Raw genomic sequence first — 15,328 nt, forward strand, 5'->3', positions numbered from 1 at the left:
CATGAGCGATCCGCGACTGCCCTACCTCGCCGCCCTGGCCCGGAAGAGCCTCTGGCTCTCGACCTGGACCATCCACAACGCCAACCACCTGCGCCCGTCGGCCGACGGGCTGAAGGTGGGCGGGCACCAGGCCTCGTCGGCCTCTCTCTGCGCGATCATGACGACGCTCTACGGCGCGGTGCTGCGCCCCGAGGACCGGGTCGCGGTGAAGCCCCATGCGAGCCCGATCTTCCACGCGCTGCAATACCTGTTCGGCCACCAGACCCGCGAGAAGCTGGCGGCCTTCCGCGCCTTCGGCGGCGCCCAGTCCTATCCCTCGCGGACCAAGGACACCGACGACGTCGATTTCTCCACGGGCTCGGTCGGGCTCGGCGTGGCGCAGACGCTGTTCGCGTCGCTGACCCAGGACTACGTGCGGGCGAAGGGCTGGGGCGGCGACCGGCCCGAGGGCAAGATGGTGGCGCTCATCGGCGACGCCGAGATGGACGAGGGCAACATCTTCGAGGCCCTGCTGGAGGGCTGGAAGCACGGCCTGCGCAACACCTGGTGGATCGTCGACTACAACCGCCAGAGCCTCGACGCGGTGGTGCGCGAGGGGCTGTGGGCGAAGTTCGAGGCGATGTTCCGCAACTTCGGCTGGGACGTGGTCGTGCTGCGGCACGGTACGCTCCAGCGCGCCGCCTTCGCGGAACCGGGCGGGGCGCGCCTCAAGGCCTGGATCGAGGCCTGCCCGAACCAGACCTACTCGGCGCTGGCCTTCCAGGGCGGCGCGGCCTGGCGCCGGCGCCTGACGGAGGAACTCGGCGACCAGGGCGACGTCTCCGCCCTGATCGACCGGCGCTCCGATGCGGAGCTCGCCGCCCTGATGGGCAATCTCGGCGGCCACGACCTGCCGATGCTGCTGGAGGCCTTCGAGGCGGCCCGCGCCCACGACCGCCCGGTCTGCTTCATCGCCTACACGATCAAGGGCCACGGCCTGCCGCTCGCCGGCCACAAGGACAACCATGCGGGCCTGCTGACGCCGACCCAGGTCGAGGCCTTCCGGGCCGAGATGGCGATCCGCCCGGGTCACGAGTGGGAGCCCTTCGAGGGGCTCGAGGTCGCCCCCGACGCGATGCGCCGCTTCCTCGCCGAAGTGCCCTTCGTGCAGCGCGGGCGCCGCCGCTACACGGCGCCGGCGATCCCGGTCCCCGAGCGCTTCGCGGCCCCGACCCAGGCCACGCTCTCGACGCAGGCCGGGTTCGGGCTGCTGATGCACGAGATCGCCAAGTCCGACTCGGCCTTCGCCGATCGGATCGTCACCACCTCGCCCGACGTCACCGTCTCCACCAACCTCGGCGCCTGGGTGAACCGGCGCGGCCTCTTCGCCAAGGAGGCGATGGCCGACGTCTTCCGCAAGGAGCGGATTCCCTCGACCTTCAACTGGACCTTCGCGCCCTCCGGCCAGCACCTCGAGCTCGGCATCGCCGAGTCGAACCTCTTCACCGCGCTCGCGGCCCTCGGCCTGTCGCATGCGATCTTCGGCGAGCGCCTGCTGCCGGTGGGCACGCTCTACGATCCCTTCATCGAGCGCGGCCTCGATGCCCTGAACTACGCCTGCTACCAGGATGCGCGCTTCCTCCTGGTGGCGACGCCGGCGGGCGTCACCCTGGCGCCGGAGGGCGGGGCGCACCAGTCGATCAAGACGCCGCTGATCGGCCTGGGCCAGGACGGGCTCGCCGCCTTCGAGCCGGCCTTCGTCGACGAGCTCGCGGTGCTGCTGCGCTTCGCCTTCGCGCACCTGCAGGGCAGCGGCCCCGCCGAACCGGACCCGGTGACCTGCCTGGCCGATGCGGCGGGCGGCTCCGGCTATTTCCGGCTCTCGACCCGCAGCCTGGAGCAGCCGGTGCGGGCGATCGGCCCGGCGCTGGCCGCCGACATGGTCGCGGGCGCCTACTGGCTGCGGCGGCCCGGTCCGAACGCCGAGGTGGTGGTCGCCTACCAGGGGGCCGTCGCGCCCGAGGCGATCGCCGCCATCGGGCTGATGGCCGAGGACCGGCGCGACGTCGGCCTCCTCGCGGTCACCTCGGCGGATCGGCTGCAGGCCGGCTGGACGGCGGCGCAGGGCCTGCGCGAGCAGGGCCGTCCGGAGGCGTCGAGCCATGTCGAGCGCCTGCTCGCCGACGTGCCCGCCCAGTGCGGCCTCGTCACCGTCCTCGACGGCCATCCGGCCACCCTCGGCTGGCTCGGATCGGTGCACGGGCATCGCACCCGCGCGCTGGGTGTCGCGCAGTTCGGTCAGACCGGCACGATCGCCGACCTCTACCGTCACTTTGGCATCGACGCGCGCGGCATCGCCACGGCGGCCCAGGCGATCGCCCCCGGCCGGGGGATCCGCCACCTGCGCCTTGCCTGACTCAGCGCGGCCGCGAGACCGCGTCCCGGAATGTGTCGCCCGCGGAGCCCGGATCGCCGATCCGACCCCGCAGGGGAGGCCGGATCAGACCCGCAGGGGAGGCCGGATCAGACCCCGATCGCGCCGTTGTGCAGGGCGCGCAGCTCGACGTAGCTCATGGTCTCGCTGCTCCAGCTCGGCCCGTCGCAATCGTGCAGCCGCTTGGGGAGCGGCTTGTGCTTGTCGCCCTGGTAGAACCCCATCACGACGGTCTGGCCGTCGGTATCGTCGCGCTCGATCCGGTAGGCCGGCTGAACGCCCGATCCGAGACGGCTGATCCGAACCCGCAGGCTCGGATTGCGGGCCTGGTCGGGGACCATGTTGCGGTAGACGCCCCTCAGGTATTCGAGGCGGTCGGCGTTCCGGCCCGCGAGATCCGCGATGGAGACGTTCTCGGCAAGCATGGCGGTGGAAGTCATAGATGTCGGCTTTCGGTTGGAGGCAGGGGCGCTTGGCAGCGCCGGTCAGGCGACGGCCGGGGCTTCCTCGGTCGTCACCACGAATCGGGTCAGGGTGTTGGGCCCGAAAGTCAGCGTGAGCGGCACGTCGGCCGCATCCCGGCCGTAGGCGATCAGGATGCGGCCGATCCGCGACGCGTTGTTGCGCGGATCGAAGGTGTGCCAGCGGCCATCGAGGAAAACCTCCATCCAGGCCGCGAAGTCGCCCGGCGCGTGCGGGAGCGGCAGGCCGATGTCGCTGACGTAGCCGTTGCAGTAGCGCGTCGGGATGTTGAGGCAGCGGCAGAAGGCGATGGCGAGGTGCGCGTAGTCGCGACAGACGCCGCGCTGCTCCTCGAACACCTCGAAGGCGGTCCGGGTGGCGCGGGCATGCTCGTAGCCGAAGGTGATCCGGTCGTGGACGTAGTCGCAGATCGCCTGGACGCGGCTCCAGCCCGGCGGCAGGTGGCCGAACAGGTCCCAGGCGATCTGCGAGAGGCGGTCGGTCTCGCAGTAGCGGCTGCCCAGGAGGAACAGGAGGCTGTCGGTCGGGAGCGTTGCGATGGGCGTCTCCGCCGCCGTCGGGTGCGGATGGTCCCCGCGGCCCGCGTCGCGCACGATCGTCTCGGTCTTCAGCGTGAACGTGCCGGCCGGGGCCGTCATCCGCTGGCACCAGTTGCCGAAGCTGTCGCGATAGCCCTCCAGCGGCACCGCGGGGTGCGTGACGAGGTGGTCCGGGCGCTCCAGGTCCGAGACCCGCGAGGCATGGACGTTGAGGGTCGCGATGACCGGGGTGGGCTGGGGGAAGGTGTAGGTCATCTCGCAGCCGACGAGGATGCGCATGGGGCTCTCCGGAATTGTCGTCGCGCGCGGGATGGGGCCGCCGGGCCGAGAGGGGATGTTTTCGAGGGCCGGGGGCGGGGGCCGCCTCAGTGCAGGGTCGGCGGCGGCTCCAGGAACGCGCGCATGCCGCCGCCCGCCTCGACGGCCTCCGTGAACGCGTCGAGGGCGTCCTCGTCGCAGGCGAAGGTGGTGTCCCAGAGGGTCGACCATCCCGCCGGATCGATGACCTCCAGGATCCAGGGATCCTGGGAGCCGGCGAATCGGTAGACGTTCACCGTGACCGTGATGCCGTCCTGGGTCGCCTGTCCGGTCAGGTCCGAGAACTCCATCATCGGTTTCTCGTAGGGCATGCGGTGTCTTTCTCGATGGACGAGGTCACCGCAGGAACCCGGACGAGTCCCCATCACATGAGCCGAATGACAGGTCTTAGCAGAGTTCGGGCCGTCGCGGTTCGAAAATCGCGATCCACCGCAACGACGTGTCGTCCCTCCGATCTTGCGCGCTTAGATTCTGTACTTGTCGAAGCGGGACGGAGCGACCCTTTCGATCCCCGGAAAGTCTGATCCGCCCGCAGGGCTGTATCGGGAAACCGATGCGTCTCCGAGCGCGGGGCGGCGTGGTCCGGGTCTCGGGTTCCCGGGCCGCGAAGCAAGGTTCCGAGACGCCGACCCGAGACACGGGGCCCGACCCGGTCCGGGCCGAAAGCGATCCGGGTTTGGCCAAGCCTTATCCGGTCTCGGCCAGCGATTAGCCGGTCTTGGCCAGCAGAAAGAGCGCGGTGCCGATGGCCAGCAGGGTGCGGGATACCCAGGAGAAGGCGAGGGCGCCCACGCCGTCCTCCAAGGATCGCAGATGGGCGACCTGGGCGAACAGCGCGGCCCAATAGGCGGCCCAGAGACCCAGGACGGCGATCACCCGGAGCGGCCCGGTGGGCTAGATGTCCACCCGGCGCTCGTGCCGCCACAGCGCGATGGCGTGCCGGCGCGCCTCGTAGGCCCGCCGCATGGGTGTGTCGGCGGCACCTTGCGCCTCGGGGCGGTAGCCGAAGCGGAGAACGCCGTCCGAGCCGTAGAGACGCGTCATCTCGGAGCGCCACACCTGATCCGTGCGGGTGAGAACCGCCTCGGTCTCGGCCAATCGGTTCATGGGCATCGGAGCTCGCTGATGTGACGGGATCTTCACCATAACGCGCGCCGACGCCAGAGGCTCCGGAACGCGTTCGGGGCTTTCGCGCGCCATCCCGCTCCCTGGCCGGCTTCGAACGCCCCGCCCGCCGCCTGGCGCCGTGCTCCGGGACCCGGCGTCAGGATTCGCCTTCGGAAAGGGGGCGTGCGCCGTGGATGAAGGCCCTGCCACGGACCACGTCGGCCCCGTGCCGACGACGGCCGGGACCTCTCCGGACCCTCCCGCCCGGAGCGGCACCGGCGCGGCCCGAGACCACCCTGAACCGAGCCGGGCGTAGCCATTGTCAGGTATCCGACCTGGCCCCTAGAGGTAATCCCCTTGGCGGAATTACTTTATCCGATCCACAGAGTATGGTTCGTGACATCAGGGTTTCGTTAACAATCTGACAGTTGTCGCCGTCGTCACGATTGCTGCGGGATGACGTCATCAAATCGTTGAGCCGCTCTGTCCGGAGCGTAAAAGCCTGAGGGATTTACCCTCTCGGCGCCAGACCGACCTTCTACTCTTGCGAGGGGACTCTTTGTCATGCCTACGGTTGATGGCAACCTGAACGATTGGACATCGTCGGCTCGGCTCAATCCCGCAGGCACGACAACGGCCGGATACAGTTTGTATGGCGACCTGTCGGGCGGTGTCCTGACCTTCGCCCTCCAGGCGCCGACGGGGACGTCGATCGGGACGTACACGACGCTCTGGCTGAACACGGACAAGAACGCCACCACCGGCTACAGCATCTGGGGCCTGTACGGCGGCTACGACTACAACATCAATATCGCCGCCGACGGCAAGCCGTACCTCTATCGCGGGGGCGACGGGCAGACGCTCGTCTCGGCGACGCCGCTGACCTTCGCCTACAATGCCGATCACACGGTCCTGGAGGTCAGCGTCTCGGCGGCGCAGATCGAAACCCCGAAGAGCCTCAACGTCCTGGCCGACGTCAACAACAGCGTTTTCCTGCCGGGCGATTACGGGGCCGGCCCCTACACGGTCTCGGATGCGAGCACGCTGCCGGCCCGGACCTATACGGGGCACAAGGTCGGCATCGTCTACTCGGAATCGACGGCGGCGAACTACTTCAGCCCGATGGCGTATTCGCAGCTCTACATGGCAGCGCAGAACCAGGCCGCCGCCGCGGGCGTGCCCTACGACCTCCTGTCGGAATCGGATCTCACCGATCTGACGAAGCTGTCGAACTACGACACGCTGATCTTTCCCTCGTTCCGCAACGTCGCCGCCGCGAAGGCCGCCGCGATCACCGACACCCTGACGAGCCTGGAGAAGAACTACCACGTCGGCATCATCACCGCCGGCGACTTCATGACGAACGACGAGAAGAACGCTCCGCTCCCCGGCGATTCCTACGCGCGCATGAAGGCGCTCCTGGATGTCAGCCGCGTCGACGGGGTCAACGGCGCGAACGTCGAGGTCAAGGCGGCGGCCACGACCAATCCGGTCATGGCGGGGTACGCGGCCGGCGAGTCGATCCACCAGTACACGAACATCAGCACCTCGTACTTCACCAGTACGGACGGGCTCGGAACGACGCTCGCCAATCAGATCGTCAACGGGCAGTCCAACATCGCCGTGATGGCGACGCAGACCGGGGGCAAGAACGTCCACTTCGCCACGGACGGCATGCTGGCCGACAACAACATGCTGGGCCACGCCCTGGATTGGACCATGGCGCCGGCGACGGGGCCGGATGTCAGCCTCCACATGAGCCGGAACAAGGCGATCGTGGCCGCCCGCGTGGACATGGATCAGGCCATGTACACCGACGACGTCCGACCGGCCTCCGGAGCGGGCATCTACGACAAGCTCCTGCCGATCCTGACGCAGTGGAAGCAGGCCTACAACTTCGTCGGTTCCTACTACATCGACGTCGGCAACAATCCGGCCGCGGGCGAGACTACGGACTGGACCTACTCGAAGACGTATTACAACCCGATGCTGGCGATGGGGAACGAGATCGGCTCGCATTCCCTGACCCATCCCGAGGACACCAACGTCCTCACCGCGGCCCAATTCCAGACCGAGTTCCAGCAATCCCGCGCGATCATCGAGCAGCAGCTCGGACTGACCAATATCGGCGCCGCCGTTCCCGGGGCGGGAGAAAATCTCGCGACCGCGCGGCAGATCGCGCAGTACTATCCCTACATCTCCGGCGGCGCCTCCCTGATCGGGGCCGGGTATCCCGGGGCGATCGGCTATCTCAGCCCGACGGCCACCGATCTGAAATCGGTCTACATCGCGCCCAATACCTCCTTCGACTTCACCCTCGTGGGCTATCAGCACCTCACCGCCGCGCAGGCCTCCGCGGCATGGGCCAAGGAGTGGGCGACGCTGACGGCGCATTCCGACCTGCCGGTCGTGGTCTGGCCCTGGCACGATTACGGTCCGACGGATTGGCTGACCGATACGACGGATGCCGGCTACACCCAGCAGATGTTCACGGACTTCATCGCACGGGCCGCGCAGGCGGGCTCGGAGTTCGTGACCCTGAACGATCTGGCGCAGCGCACCGCGACCCTGGAGAAATCCGACGTCAGCTACAGCTTCGATGCGGCGTCGAACGTCCTCACCGCGTCGGCGACCACCGCGGCCGGCGATCTCGGCAAGTTCGCCCTCGACGTCGGCGCCGGCCACACGATCAAGAACGTCGCCGGCTGGTACGCCTACGACAGCAACAGCGTCTTCGTGCCGAAGGCCGGCGGGACCTTCAAGATCGCCCTCGACGGGACCCCGGACGACGTCACCCACCTGACCGCCCTCGCGGACCGGTCCGACCTCCTCAGCGTGACCGGCGACGGCAGCAACCTCAGCTACGCGGTCGTCGGTGAGGGCCACGACCTCATCCAGCTGAAATCCCATGCCGGGCAGATGGTGCAGGTCACCGGGGCGGATGGCGCGAGCCTGTCCGGCAACAGCCTGGACCTGACCCTGAACGGGTTGGGCCAGCACACCGTCTCCGTCGTCCTGGCGTCGGCGCCGGTCGGAACGACGGTGAGCGACTGGATCTTCGGAACGGACGGCGCGGATACGATCAATGGCGCGGGCGGAGCGGACACGCTGCAGGGCCTCAGCGGCAACGACACCTACATCGTCGACAACACCGGCGACAGGATCTTCGAGGCCGTGAATGCCGGGATCGACACCGTTCAAAGCTCGGTGACCTACACGCTGGCGGCCAATCTCGAGAAACTCGTCCTGACGGGGACGAATGCCATCAACGGAACGGGCAATGCCCTGGCGAACGTCCTCACCGGCAACGGCGCGGCGAACACGCTCGCCGGCGGCGACGGCGCCGATCTCCTGGAGGGCAAGGCCGGCAACGATATCCTGACGGGCGGGCTCGGCGCCGACGCCTTCCTCTTCAACAAGGCCGGGCAGGGCATCGATCTCGTGCGCGACTTCTCACGGGCGCAGGGCGACAAGCTCCAGGTGCACGCCTCCGACTACGGGCTCGCGGTCGGCACGCTCGCGAGCGACTGGTTCGAGACGAGCGCCAGCGGTCTCGCCACCAAGGCGCACGCGGAGTTCGTCTTCAACTCGGGGTCGCACACGCTGAGCTGGGATGCGGACGGCATCGGCAGTGCCGCCGCCATCCAGGTCGCCACCTTCTCCAACAACCCGCTGCTCCAGTACCAGGATTTCGCGATCGTGGTTTGATCGGGCGCGGGCGCCCCGGAGGCTTCGCGAACGGGCTTCGCTCGGCACCGCGGGCGATGCCGCGCGGGGGGGGCGCCGCCGGAGAGCCGCCGCGCCGTTCAACGACCGATACGGCCGGCCCTGCTCGACACGGTCAGGCCAGGAAGAGCTCGGTCCGGTCGGAGGGGATCGCGCGCCCCGAAGCACCGGGCCGCCCGTCGATCGGTGCGTCGGCGCCCGAGGCCCGGTGTTCGATGACCTCACCCGATCGCCACGTGATCGCGTTCCGTCGTTCGATCAAGCCCAGCAGGGCGGCGGCGGTCTGCCGAACGCGAACCTGAGTCTGCGTGATCTCGTTGTCGAGCGTGGCATTCAGCGCCTCGAAGACCAGCTCTTCCTTGAAGGCGTATTCTTCGAGGATCTCCTCGATCTCCTGCCGGACGGGATCCAGAAACTCGACGCCGAACCCATCGGCCTCCTGCCGGGCGATCCTGCAGGCGCGCGGCAGATTGCTCCCGCCGATCGTCAGATCGAAATGCGCCGGGACAGCCCGGCCCGTGTTGGGCTTCAGGAAAGCACCGAGCGATGAGATGTCCGTGATGGCGCAACCGATCGCACTGCTGACTTTTGGAACGAAGATCCGTCCGTCGAGCGAGCAGGACTGCCGATAAACTCTTCGTCTGTCTAGCATCATACAAACCCACTGCCGAATTCGTTGGCACTCTCTCGATTTAAGTTCGATAGGTTTCCAAAATTCTAACCGAAAAATATTTCGCTTCCTGTTATTGACTCGCTAAATCTAACAATCCGTATCAATGTAAATCCAATTTTTGCGCATAGATTGCAGTTCCGTATCCGAATAATTCAGCAATCGGGCGTGATACTGTGGGTTCGGATGATCTTGATACGGGAGGTGAGCGCCTTCGGCTCGGTCGCATCAATCTCCGCATCATTCAAACCTGCCACATGCGTCGCGAACTCGGATCATTCGGCTGGACAGGTGTGAACAGGAGACCGCGTTACGCAGTCACGAAGGGTATCGACGACCCACGGAGAAGCCGCGATAGGCCAGACGGATTGCGGCGGCGAAATCCGGCCGCCGGCCAATCGCGGCTCCCTCGGTGTTGCGCTTTTGTTCTAGGCCGCGACGAGCCGGGCGGCCATACTCCGCCCATGTCGATGACCCTGCGCTCCGCCCTCCTGCTGATCAGCCTCGTGCCGCAGGCGGCGACGGCGCAGGTGACGGGCCGGCCCGAGGACGGGCTCGCCGCCCTCGAGCAGGCCTGGCACGCCTGCGTGCGGGATGCGTTCGCCCAGCAGCCGCGGATGCAGAGCCGCGCCGCCTCCCAGCGCAACGCCCTCGATACCTGCCAGGCCCAGGAGGATGCCTTCGTGGCCGCGACGATGACGGCGGTGGAGGCCCGGTCGCGCGAGGCGCGCGCGGGCGAGCCGGCCCGGCGGCCCGCGCTGACCGAGCGGGCGCGCGCCTGGGCCGCCTCCATCGCCAGCGACGTCCTCGATCCGGTCTCGTCCTGGTTCAGCGCCCTGCGCCGGTGAGCGGACGGCCCATCCGGGCCGCCCGAAAGGCCAGGAGGATCCCGGGCACGCCCACGAGGCCGTACAGCACCATCAGGGCCCGGCCGAGGTGCTCGGCGCCGAAGACGGTGTCGGCCAGGAGCCCCAGGAGGGGCGGCCCGGTGCCCGAGGCCGTCAGGGTCACGGCGGCGACGAAGAGGGCGCTGACCCGCCCGCGCAGGCTGACCGGCGTCAGGAACTGCACCCCCGCCACCGCGGGCGGCGCGGTGAACCCGATCACGGCCGTGAGGAGGGTGAAGGCGGCGAGCGAGAGGGTCCGGTCGGAGGCCACCGCCATCACGATCGCGGGCGGCAGGGCCGCCATCAGGCCGAAGCCGAGCAGGCGCGAGGCGGCGGCGCGCCGGCGCGCCCGCGCCACGCGGTCCAGCAACAGGCCCGCGGACAGATGGCCGAGCGGACCGCCGATCAGTAGCAGCCCGCCCAGAACCATGCCGCTCTCCGCGGGGCTCATGCCGTGGTCTCGCACGTAGAGGGTCGGCCCCCAGGCGGCCAGGGTCCGACCCATCAGGACGGCGCAGGCCGCGGCCGCGAAATGGGGCAGGTAGATCCGCCGCCGGCGCAGGATCCACGTCCAGGCGGGCTTCAGCCCCGCCCTGGCGGCGGGCGGGGCCCGTGGCAGCCGGACCGCGACCGCGCCGAGGATCAGCGCGAGGTTGGGCAGGCAGGCGAGGAGGAACAGGGCACGCCAGGGCGGCAGCGGGCCGAGGCCGGGACACGCCAGGCCGCCCCGCAGGACGAGCCAGGCCAGGATCGCGCCGCCGGCGAGCAGGGCGAAGCTCTGCCCGAGGCTGCCGCCCGCCGTGAACAGCGACACGTTCCGGGCCATGCGGCCCTGCGCGGAGCCGTGGGCGATGAGCGAGAGCGAGGCCGGCACGAGTCCGGCCTGCCCCAGTCCGAGGGCGAGCCGGCTGAGGAACAGCACCGCGAAGGAGCCGGCCAGACCGAACCCGAGGGTCGCCAGGGTCCAGAGGCCGATGCTGGCCAGCAGGATCTGCCGGTGGTCCCCCCGATCCGCGAGGCTGCCGATGAGCGGCATGGTCAGCGCGTACAGGATGACGAAGGCCGAGCCGTGGAGCAGGCCGAGCTGGGCGTCGCTGAGGCCGAGCGCCTGCTTGACCGGAGTCGTCACGAGGGTGATCAGGAAGCGGTCGCTGGCCGCCGAGAGCTGCGCGAGGATGAGCAGGGCCAGGGGGCCGAACCCCAGGACCGTGCGGGCCGGAGCCGTGAGTGGGAGCCTTCCGGAGGTCTCGCTCATACGGTCCGCGACGCGCGAAGGGGCCGCCGCACGCCGGGAACGCGGGGCATCAGTAGAGTTCGCTGTGCCAGGCTGCGAGGGGCCAGGACCGATCGCCCCGGGCATGCACGTCGCTGCGCAGCTGCTGGATGGAGGTCCGGAACTGCCCGGGCGGGCGGCCGAAAGCCGTCCGGAAGGCCCGATTGAAATGCTGCTCGCTGGCAAAGCCGTAGGCGTAGGCGAGGGTGGCGATCGAGCGCGTTTCGCCCTGGCGCCGGAGGGCGTCGCGCGCCCGTTCCAGGCGGCGCTGCTGCACGAAGCGGGCGACCCCGCCGTCCCGCAGGAAGGCCCGGTAGAGGAGGCTCCGCGAAATCCCGAGTTCCGCCGCGATGGTCTCGGCGCTGAGGGCGCGGTTCGCGAGGTGCCGCTCCACGTGGGCCTCGGCCTCGCGGCGGCGGCCGGTGTCGTCGGGCCCATCGTGGACCGCGGCCCAGACGATGGCTTCGGTGGGGGCGGCATGGCCGCGAAGCGCGGCGGCCAGGAGCATGCCGAGCACGGCGCTCGACCGCGAGACCACCGCGCTGTCGAGGGTCTCCGAGCGACGGGTCAGGGACACGATGAAATCGGCCACGAGGCCGCCCACGCGCTCCGGAAGGATCGCCCCGTGGAATGTGCGCAGGTCGGGGACCAGGGGCTCGATCAGCTCGCGCGCCACCGGCGTCGAGATCTGCCGCACGCGGTGCGCCCGGCTCAGGTGCGGCAGGGTGTTGTCGCAGACCAGGATCTCCCCCGGTCGGACGCGGCGCTCGTGCCCGGGCGGGCCGGCCAGCAGCTCGCCCTCGAGGAGCAGGTGAAGCGTGATATGGTCGAATCCGTCCTGTCGCACCCGCTGCGGGGATCGGCTGTGCTGAAGCCCGTTCAGGCGGCGCTTGAACAGGATCATCCGATCCAGCCGGTAGGCCTGCACCTGGGCGTAGAAGTCCGGTCCGATCCGTGCGACATCGGCGCCGCCGGCATAGAGGTCACGATACGCCTCGAACGCGAACTCCGGACCGACCTCCTGGGTGGAAAAGGCGAACGACGGAAGCGACACGTCTGGCTGAACCCACCCGATCGATCAGAGGGCCCATCGGACAAATCCCAATCGACCAGTTCCAACACCCCCGGGATAGGGTGTTCCGAACGCGTGAGACAACTCACGGTTTCGTGACCGATGCAAGCGCTAAGTATGAGGCCGTGACATCCGAATTGAGCGCGATGCCGACCCGGCACCAGAGGCGTGTTGGCTCCGGCGCCTCAGACCCCTCGACAATAAAGAGTTCCGCCTCTGTTTCGATGCGGGCGGATCAAGACAGGCCGTCGTCGATGGCCGTGGACGCAGCCCTGGCGCCCAACACACACGCCATCGGACGCGCCGGGATCGGCGACCGGGCCTATACCTTCCCCGGGGCTGTCGCCCGCGCACGGCAACGCCTCGGTAACCGTTACGCCCTAAATCTCACGCACCCCGCCGCTCACCAAACTCCGCGATCCGCACGATGACCAGAGACCAGCTTGCCGCCGAGTTGCTTCGTATTTCCAAGCTGCAACTCAGCGATATTACCCGTGCCGTCAAGAATGGAGAGAAATCGATTGCCTTGAACGAGGTTGTTGATCTTGGCCGACGCCTGAACCGCCTCGCGGATGCGGTCGCGGGACGTCCGGCCCCGGTCGCCACGCCCGCGGCCACCGACGACAGCCTCGTCCAGGCGTGAGCGCCGCTTCGGAGTGGCGGACCGAGCGGAACGTCGCCGCCCGCGCGCGCCTCGACCGTGCCCTACCCGGCATCTTCCCGGCCCCCGTCCTGCGGCACGCCCTGTCGCGCCCGCTGATTCCGCCGACGCCGCGCCTCGCGGTGGAGAGCTACTGGCGCGCCCATCTCCTGCGTGCCGACCGGCTGGCGCGGGCCCTCGCGACGCGCTCGGGCCATCCCGAGGGCTGGACCTGGCGTCTCGGCACCGAGAAGGGATCCGGCCTCGCCGCCAGCTTCCGGATGCCGCCCTCGCCCTTCCGGGAGCCGGCCCATGCGCGCGGCAAGGGCCATTGCTGCATCTGCGGGCAGCCGGTCTACCGCTTCGGCTGGCATCGGGATCTCTGGGGTGCGGGCGTCCCGAACAAGAACGCGCGCTGGCACGCGGCCTGTGTCGCCGCCTGGAAGCTCTGGGTGGCGCCCAGCGACCAGGTGAAGGTTCTGAAAGCGCATCAGCGCCATCGCTGTGCGGCCTCGGGCAAGCGGTTGTTCAAGACCGCCGAGGTCGACCATCGCGTGCCCCTCTACCGCGTCTGGCGGGAACATCGGGACGATCCCTGGCCGACGCTGCTGGGCTTCTGGGGCTCTCCGAACCTCCAGGTCGTCAACCGCGTGGTCCACGTGGAGAAATGTGGCCGCGAGGCCGGCGAGCGGGCGCTGAGCCGGCAGGTCGCGCTCCTGCGCACCGCTTTCCCGGAGGATCGTGCGGAGGAGGCCGCATGGGAGCCCCTGCCGGTCGACGGGACGGGCTGACGGGCCGGGCGGCCCGCGCGCTCAAAGGATTCCCTCGATCAGGCCGAGTTCCTGCGCCTCGCCCGCCTCGATGTACCAGTTCTCGGGCGCCCGCTGCAGCACCGTGTCCAGGGTCACCTGCGAGCCCCGGATGAGGTTCGCGAAGCCTTCGTTCTGGATCTCGATGGAGCACTCGATCTCGTGCAGCGCCGCCTTCACGCTGGCGATGCAGGTCGTGAGCGGTCCGTTCAGCACCACGTGCTTGTCGAGCTTGCGCTCGTGGATCATCAGCCGCGTGCCCCGGGTGAGATAACGGTTCGACCGGGCGAAGAAGCTCATGAAGGTGGTCCCGGCCGAGTAGATCGCGGCCTTGCCGAGGAAGACGAACCGGCGATCCGTCTGGAGGCCGGTCTTGAAGCGGATGTCCTCGCCCATCATCCGGGCGACCTCGGGATCGCCGCCGAGCGTCGTCAGCTCGACCACCACGAGGTTCCGGTCGCCGACCGCGTCGAGCTGGCGGCGAAAATCCCGATACATGTCCTGGTCGACCGTCCCGGACAGGAGGATGGCGGGGGCGTCGAAGGCAGCGGGGGACAAGGGGCTGGTATCCATGGGGGTCCTCCTGTCGGCCGGGACTCGGCCGTCGCAGCGAGAACGCAAGTTCCCGGCCCGGGATCGGTTGCGCCTGCCGTGGACTGAATGGGGGGCGCCTGCGCGGCGCGTGCGGGCGGGGCTCCGGCGCTTCGATCCCCGCCGGGGCATGCCGTGCCGCCCAAGCGGAACCGTCCGATGAGGCTCGCGGATGTGGCGTCGGACTGTGACTGTCGCCCGCCCGGGGAGGGGAGGGCGGGCGCGAGCGATCAGAGCCTCGCAGTCAAGGCGGACGAGCGCCTGCCGACGCGTCTCCGCTTCGGTCGAGCCGGGGACGAAGCGGGAGAATCCAGGGACTGCCGCCCCTCATCCGGTCGGAGCGTCCGGACAAGGTTCCTCGGATCCGGGTTGCCCGGAACGGACTTCGCCGGGCGCCCTCGGCACCGCTGCCTCGGCACCGGTCGACCGGACGTGCGGTCTCAGTACGGGGTGCCGTAATAGGGCTGGCGGCTCGGGCGGTAGCGCTCGCGCACCGGCCGATCGTAGCGGCCCTCGTAGGCGCCCAGATACGGATCGAGGGCGGGATCGCGGTAGTTGCCGTTGTTCACGCCGGCCGAGCGGTCGTTGCCGCTCAGGGCGGCGTAGGGCGACAGGCCGTCGCCGCCGCCGCCGCCGCCGCCGCTGCCGCCCCGTGCCAGCGCATGGCCGCCGAGACCCAGGACGAGGGTGCCCGAGACGAGGGCGCCCAGAACGAGGGTGGCGGAGAGCGCGGTGCGTCGGATGGATGTCGATGTCATCGGAGCATTCGCCATGGAGACCTCCTGTCTCGAGGAGAACGG

The 15,328-nt window shown here is 69.2% G+C and carries 15 protein-coding genes; 6 read left to right on the plus strand and 9 right to left on the minus strand.

The features are described 5' to 3' along the window. Position 1 precedes the first annotated feature (1 nt). Positions 2-2,395: a transketolase gene (locus CRT23_RS00880; protein WP_103708230.1), complete on the plus strand. Its 2,394-nt coding sequence runs from the start codon at positions 2-4 to the stop codon at positions 2,393-2,395. A 107-nt stretch (positions 2,396-2,502) separates the two neighbouring features. On the opposite strand, the gene CRT23_RS00885 is transcribed toward CRT23_RS00880, so the two are convergent. The 5 genes from CRT23_RS00885 to CRT23_RS00900 all read right to left on the minus strand — a co-directional run bounded on the left by CRT23_RS00885 (position 2,503) and on the right by CRT23_RS00900 (position 4,860). Continuing rightward, positions 2,503-2,853: a hypothetical protein gene (locus CRT23_RS00885; protein ID WP_055947043.1), complete on the minus strand. Its 351-nt coding sequence runs from the start codon at positions 2,851-2,853 to the stop codon at positions 2,503-2,505. A gap of 45 nt (positions 2,854-2,898) precedes the next feature. Next, positions 2,899-3,714, minus strand: coding sequence for a transglutaminase family protein (locus tag CRT23_RS00890; protein ID WP_055947045.1), 816 nt, complete (start codon positions 3,712-3,714; stop codon positions 2,899-2,901). Between the two features lie 86 nt (positions 3,715-3,800). Beyond that, positions 3,801-4,064: a hypothetical protein gene (locus tag CRT23_RS00895; RefSeq protein ID WP_244477165.1), complete on the minus strand. Its 264-nt coding sequence runs from the start codon at positions 4,062-4,064 to the stop codon at positions 3,801-3,803. A gap of 397 nt (positions 4,065-4,461) precedes the next feature. Beyond that, on the minus strand, positions 4,462-4,629 hold the full coding sequence (locus CRT23_RS28310; RefSeq protein WP_181017219.1) for a hypothetical protein: 168 nt from the start codon (positions 4,627-4,629) through the stop codon (positions 4,462-4,464). An 18-nt stretch (positions 4,630-4,647) separates the two neighbouring features. Continuing rightward, entirely contained in the window at positions 4,648-4,860 is a 213-nt protein-coding gene (locus CRT23_RS00900; protein WP_244477166.1) for a hypothetical protein, read from the minus strand. Between the two features lie 648 nt (positions 4,861-5,508). Between CRT23_RS00900 and CRT23_RS27660 the strand changes: the two genes are divergently transcribed. The 3 genes from CRT23_RS27660 to CRT23_RS00915 all read left to right on the plus strand — a co-directional run bounded on the left by CRT23_RS27660 (position 5,509) and on the right by CRT23_RS00915 (position 10,104). Beyond that, a complete protein-coding gene (locus CRT23_RS27660; protein WP_181017220.1) occupies positions 5,509-8,568 on the plus strand; it encodes a polysaccharide deacetylase family protein in 3,060 nt (1,019 codons plus the stop codon). 226 nt (positions 8,569-8,794) lie between these two features. Next, positions 8,795-9,136, plus strand: a complete 342-nt coding sequence (locus CRT23_RS29025) for a hypothetical protein (RefSeq protein ID WP_244477167.1) — start codon at positions 8,795-8,797, stop codon at positions 9,134-9,136. Positions 9,137-9,720: 584 nt separating this feature from the next. Beyond that, positions 9,721-10,104: a hypothetical protein gene (locus CRT23_RS00915; RefSeq protein WP_103708232.1), complete on the plus strand. Its 384-nt coding sequence runs from the start codon at positions 9,721-9,723 to the stop codon at positions 10,102-10,104. Here the strand turns inward: CRT23_RS00915 and CRT23_RS00920 are convergent. Together CRT23_RS00920 and CRT23_RS00925 are read right to left on the minus strand one after the other, a co-directional pair. After that, positions 10,085-11,398, minus strand: coding sequence for an MFS transporter (locus CRT23_RS00920; protein WP_103708233.1), 1,314 nt, complete (start codon positions 11,396-11,398; stop codon positions 10,085-10,087). The genes CRT23_RS00915 and CRT23_RS00920 overlap by 20 nt on opposite strands. Before the next feature lie 49 nt (positions 11,399-11,447). Continuing rightward, the gene (locus tag CRT23_RS00925) at positions 11,448-12,470 is read right to left on the minus strand and encodes a helix-turn-helix domain-containing protein (protein ID WP_103708234.1); all 1,023 of its coding nucleotides are present in this window, start codon (positions 12,468-12,470) and stop codon (positions 11,448-11,450) included. Between the two features lie 445 nt (positions 12,471-12,915). On the opposite strand from CRT23_RS00925, the gene CRT23_RS00930 reads away from it, so the two are divergent. Both CRT23_RS00930 and CRT23_RS00935 read left to right on the plus strand, forming a co-directional pair. Further along, a complete protein-coding gene (locus tag CRT23_RS00930) occupies positions 12,916-13,131 on the plus strand; it encodes a hypothetical protein (RefSeq protein WP_103708235.1) in 216 nt (71 codons plus the stop codon). Next, positions 13,128-13,919 (plus strand): hypothetical protein, encoded by a 792-nt coding sequence (locus CRT23_RS00935; protein WP_103708236.1) that lies wholly within the window; start codon positions 13,128-13,130, stop codon positions 13,917-13,919. Before CRT23_RS00930 ends, CRT23_RS00935 begins: the two co-directional genes overlap by 4 nt. Positions 13,920-13,940: 21 nt before the next feature. Here CRT23_RS00935 and CRT23_RS00940 read toward each other — a convergent pair whose 3' ends face one another. Together CRT23_RS00940 and CRT23_RS00945 are read right to left on the minus strand one after the other, a co-directional pair. Continuing rightward, positions 13,941-14,510, minus strand: coding sequence for a hypothetical protein (locus CRT23_RS00940; RefSeq protein WP_055947059.1), 570 nt, complete (start codon positions 14,508-14,510; stop codon positions 13,941-13,943). A gap of 458 nt (positions 14,511-14,968) precedes the next feature. Next, a complete protein-coding gene (locus CRT23_RS00945; protein WP_103708537.1) occupies positions 14,969-15,286 on the minus strand; it encodes a hypothetical protein in 318 nt (105 codons plus the stop codon). Positions 15,287-15,328 lie beyond the last annotated feature (42 nt).

It is taken from the genome of Methylobacterium sp. V23 (assembly GCF_002917135.1).
In the GTDB taxonomy this organism is placed as follows: Bacteria; Pseudomonadota; Alphaproteobacteria; order Rhizobiales; family Beijerinckiaceae; genus Methylobacterium.

Bases quoted from the DNA above. Each gene is read 5' to 3' on its own strand.
- CRT23_RS00915 (WP_103708232.1), top strand. From the start codon at position 9,721: ATGTCGATGACCCTGCGCTCCGCCCTCCTGCTGATCAGCCTCGTGCCG.
- CRT23_RS00885 (WP_055947043.1), bottom strand. From the start codon at position 2,853: ATGACTTCCACCGCCATGCTTGCCGAGAACGTCTCCATCGCGGATCTC.
- CRT23_RS00920 (WP_103708233.1), bottom strand. From the start codon at position 11,398: ATGAGCGAGACCTCCGGAAGGCTCCCACTCACGGCTCCGGCCCGCACG.
- CRT23_RS00895 (WP_244477165.1), bottom strand. From the start codon at position 4,064: ATGCCCTACGAGAAACCGATGATGGAGTTCTCGGACCTGACCGGACAG.
- CRT23_RS00945 (WP_103708537.1), bottom strand. From the start codon at position 15,286: ATGACATCGACATCCATCCGACGCACCGCGCTCTCCGCCACCCTCGTT.
- CRT23_RS00890 (WP_055947045.1), bottom strand. From the start codon at position 3,714: ATGCGCATCCTCGTCGGCTGCGAGATGACCTACACCTTCCCCCAGCCC.
- CRT23_RS00900 (WP_244477166.1), bottom strand. From the start codon at position 4,860: ATGAACCGATTGGCCGAGACCGAGGCGGTTCTCACCCGCACGGATCAG.
- CRT23_RS00880 (WP_103708230.1), top strand. From the start codon at position 2: ATGAGCGATCCGCGACTGCCCTACCTCGCCGCCCTGGCCCGGAAGAGC.
- CRT23_RS00930 (WP_103708235.1), top strand. From the start codon at position 12,916: ATGACCAGAGACCAGCTTGCCGCCGAGTTGCTTCGTATTTCCAAGCTG.
- CRT23_RS00940 (WP_055947059.1), bottom strand. From the start codon at position 14,510: ATGGATACCAGCCCCTTGTCCCCCGCTGCCTTCGACGCCCCCGCCATC.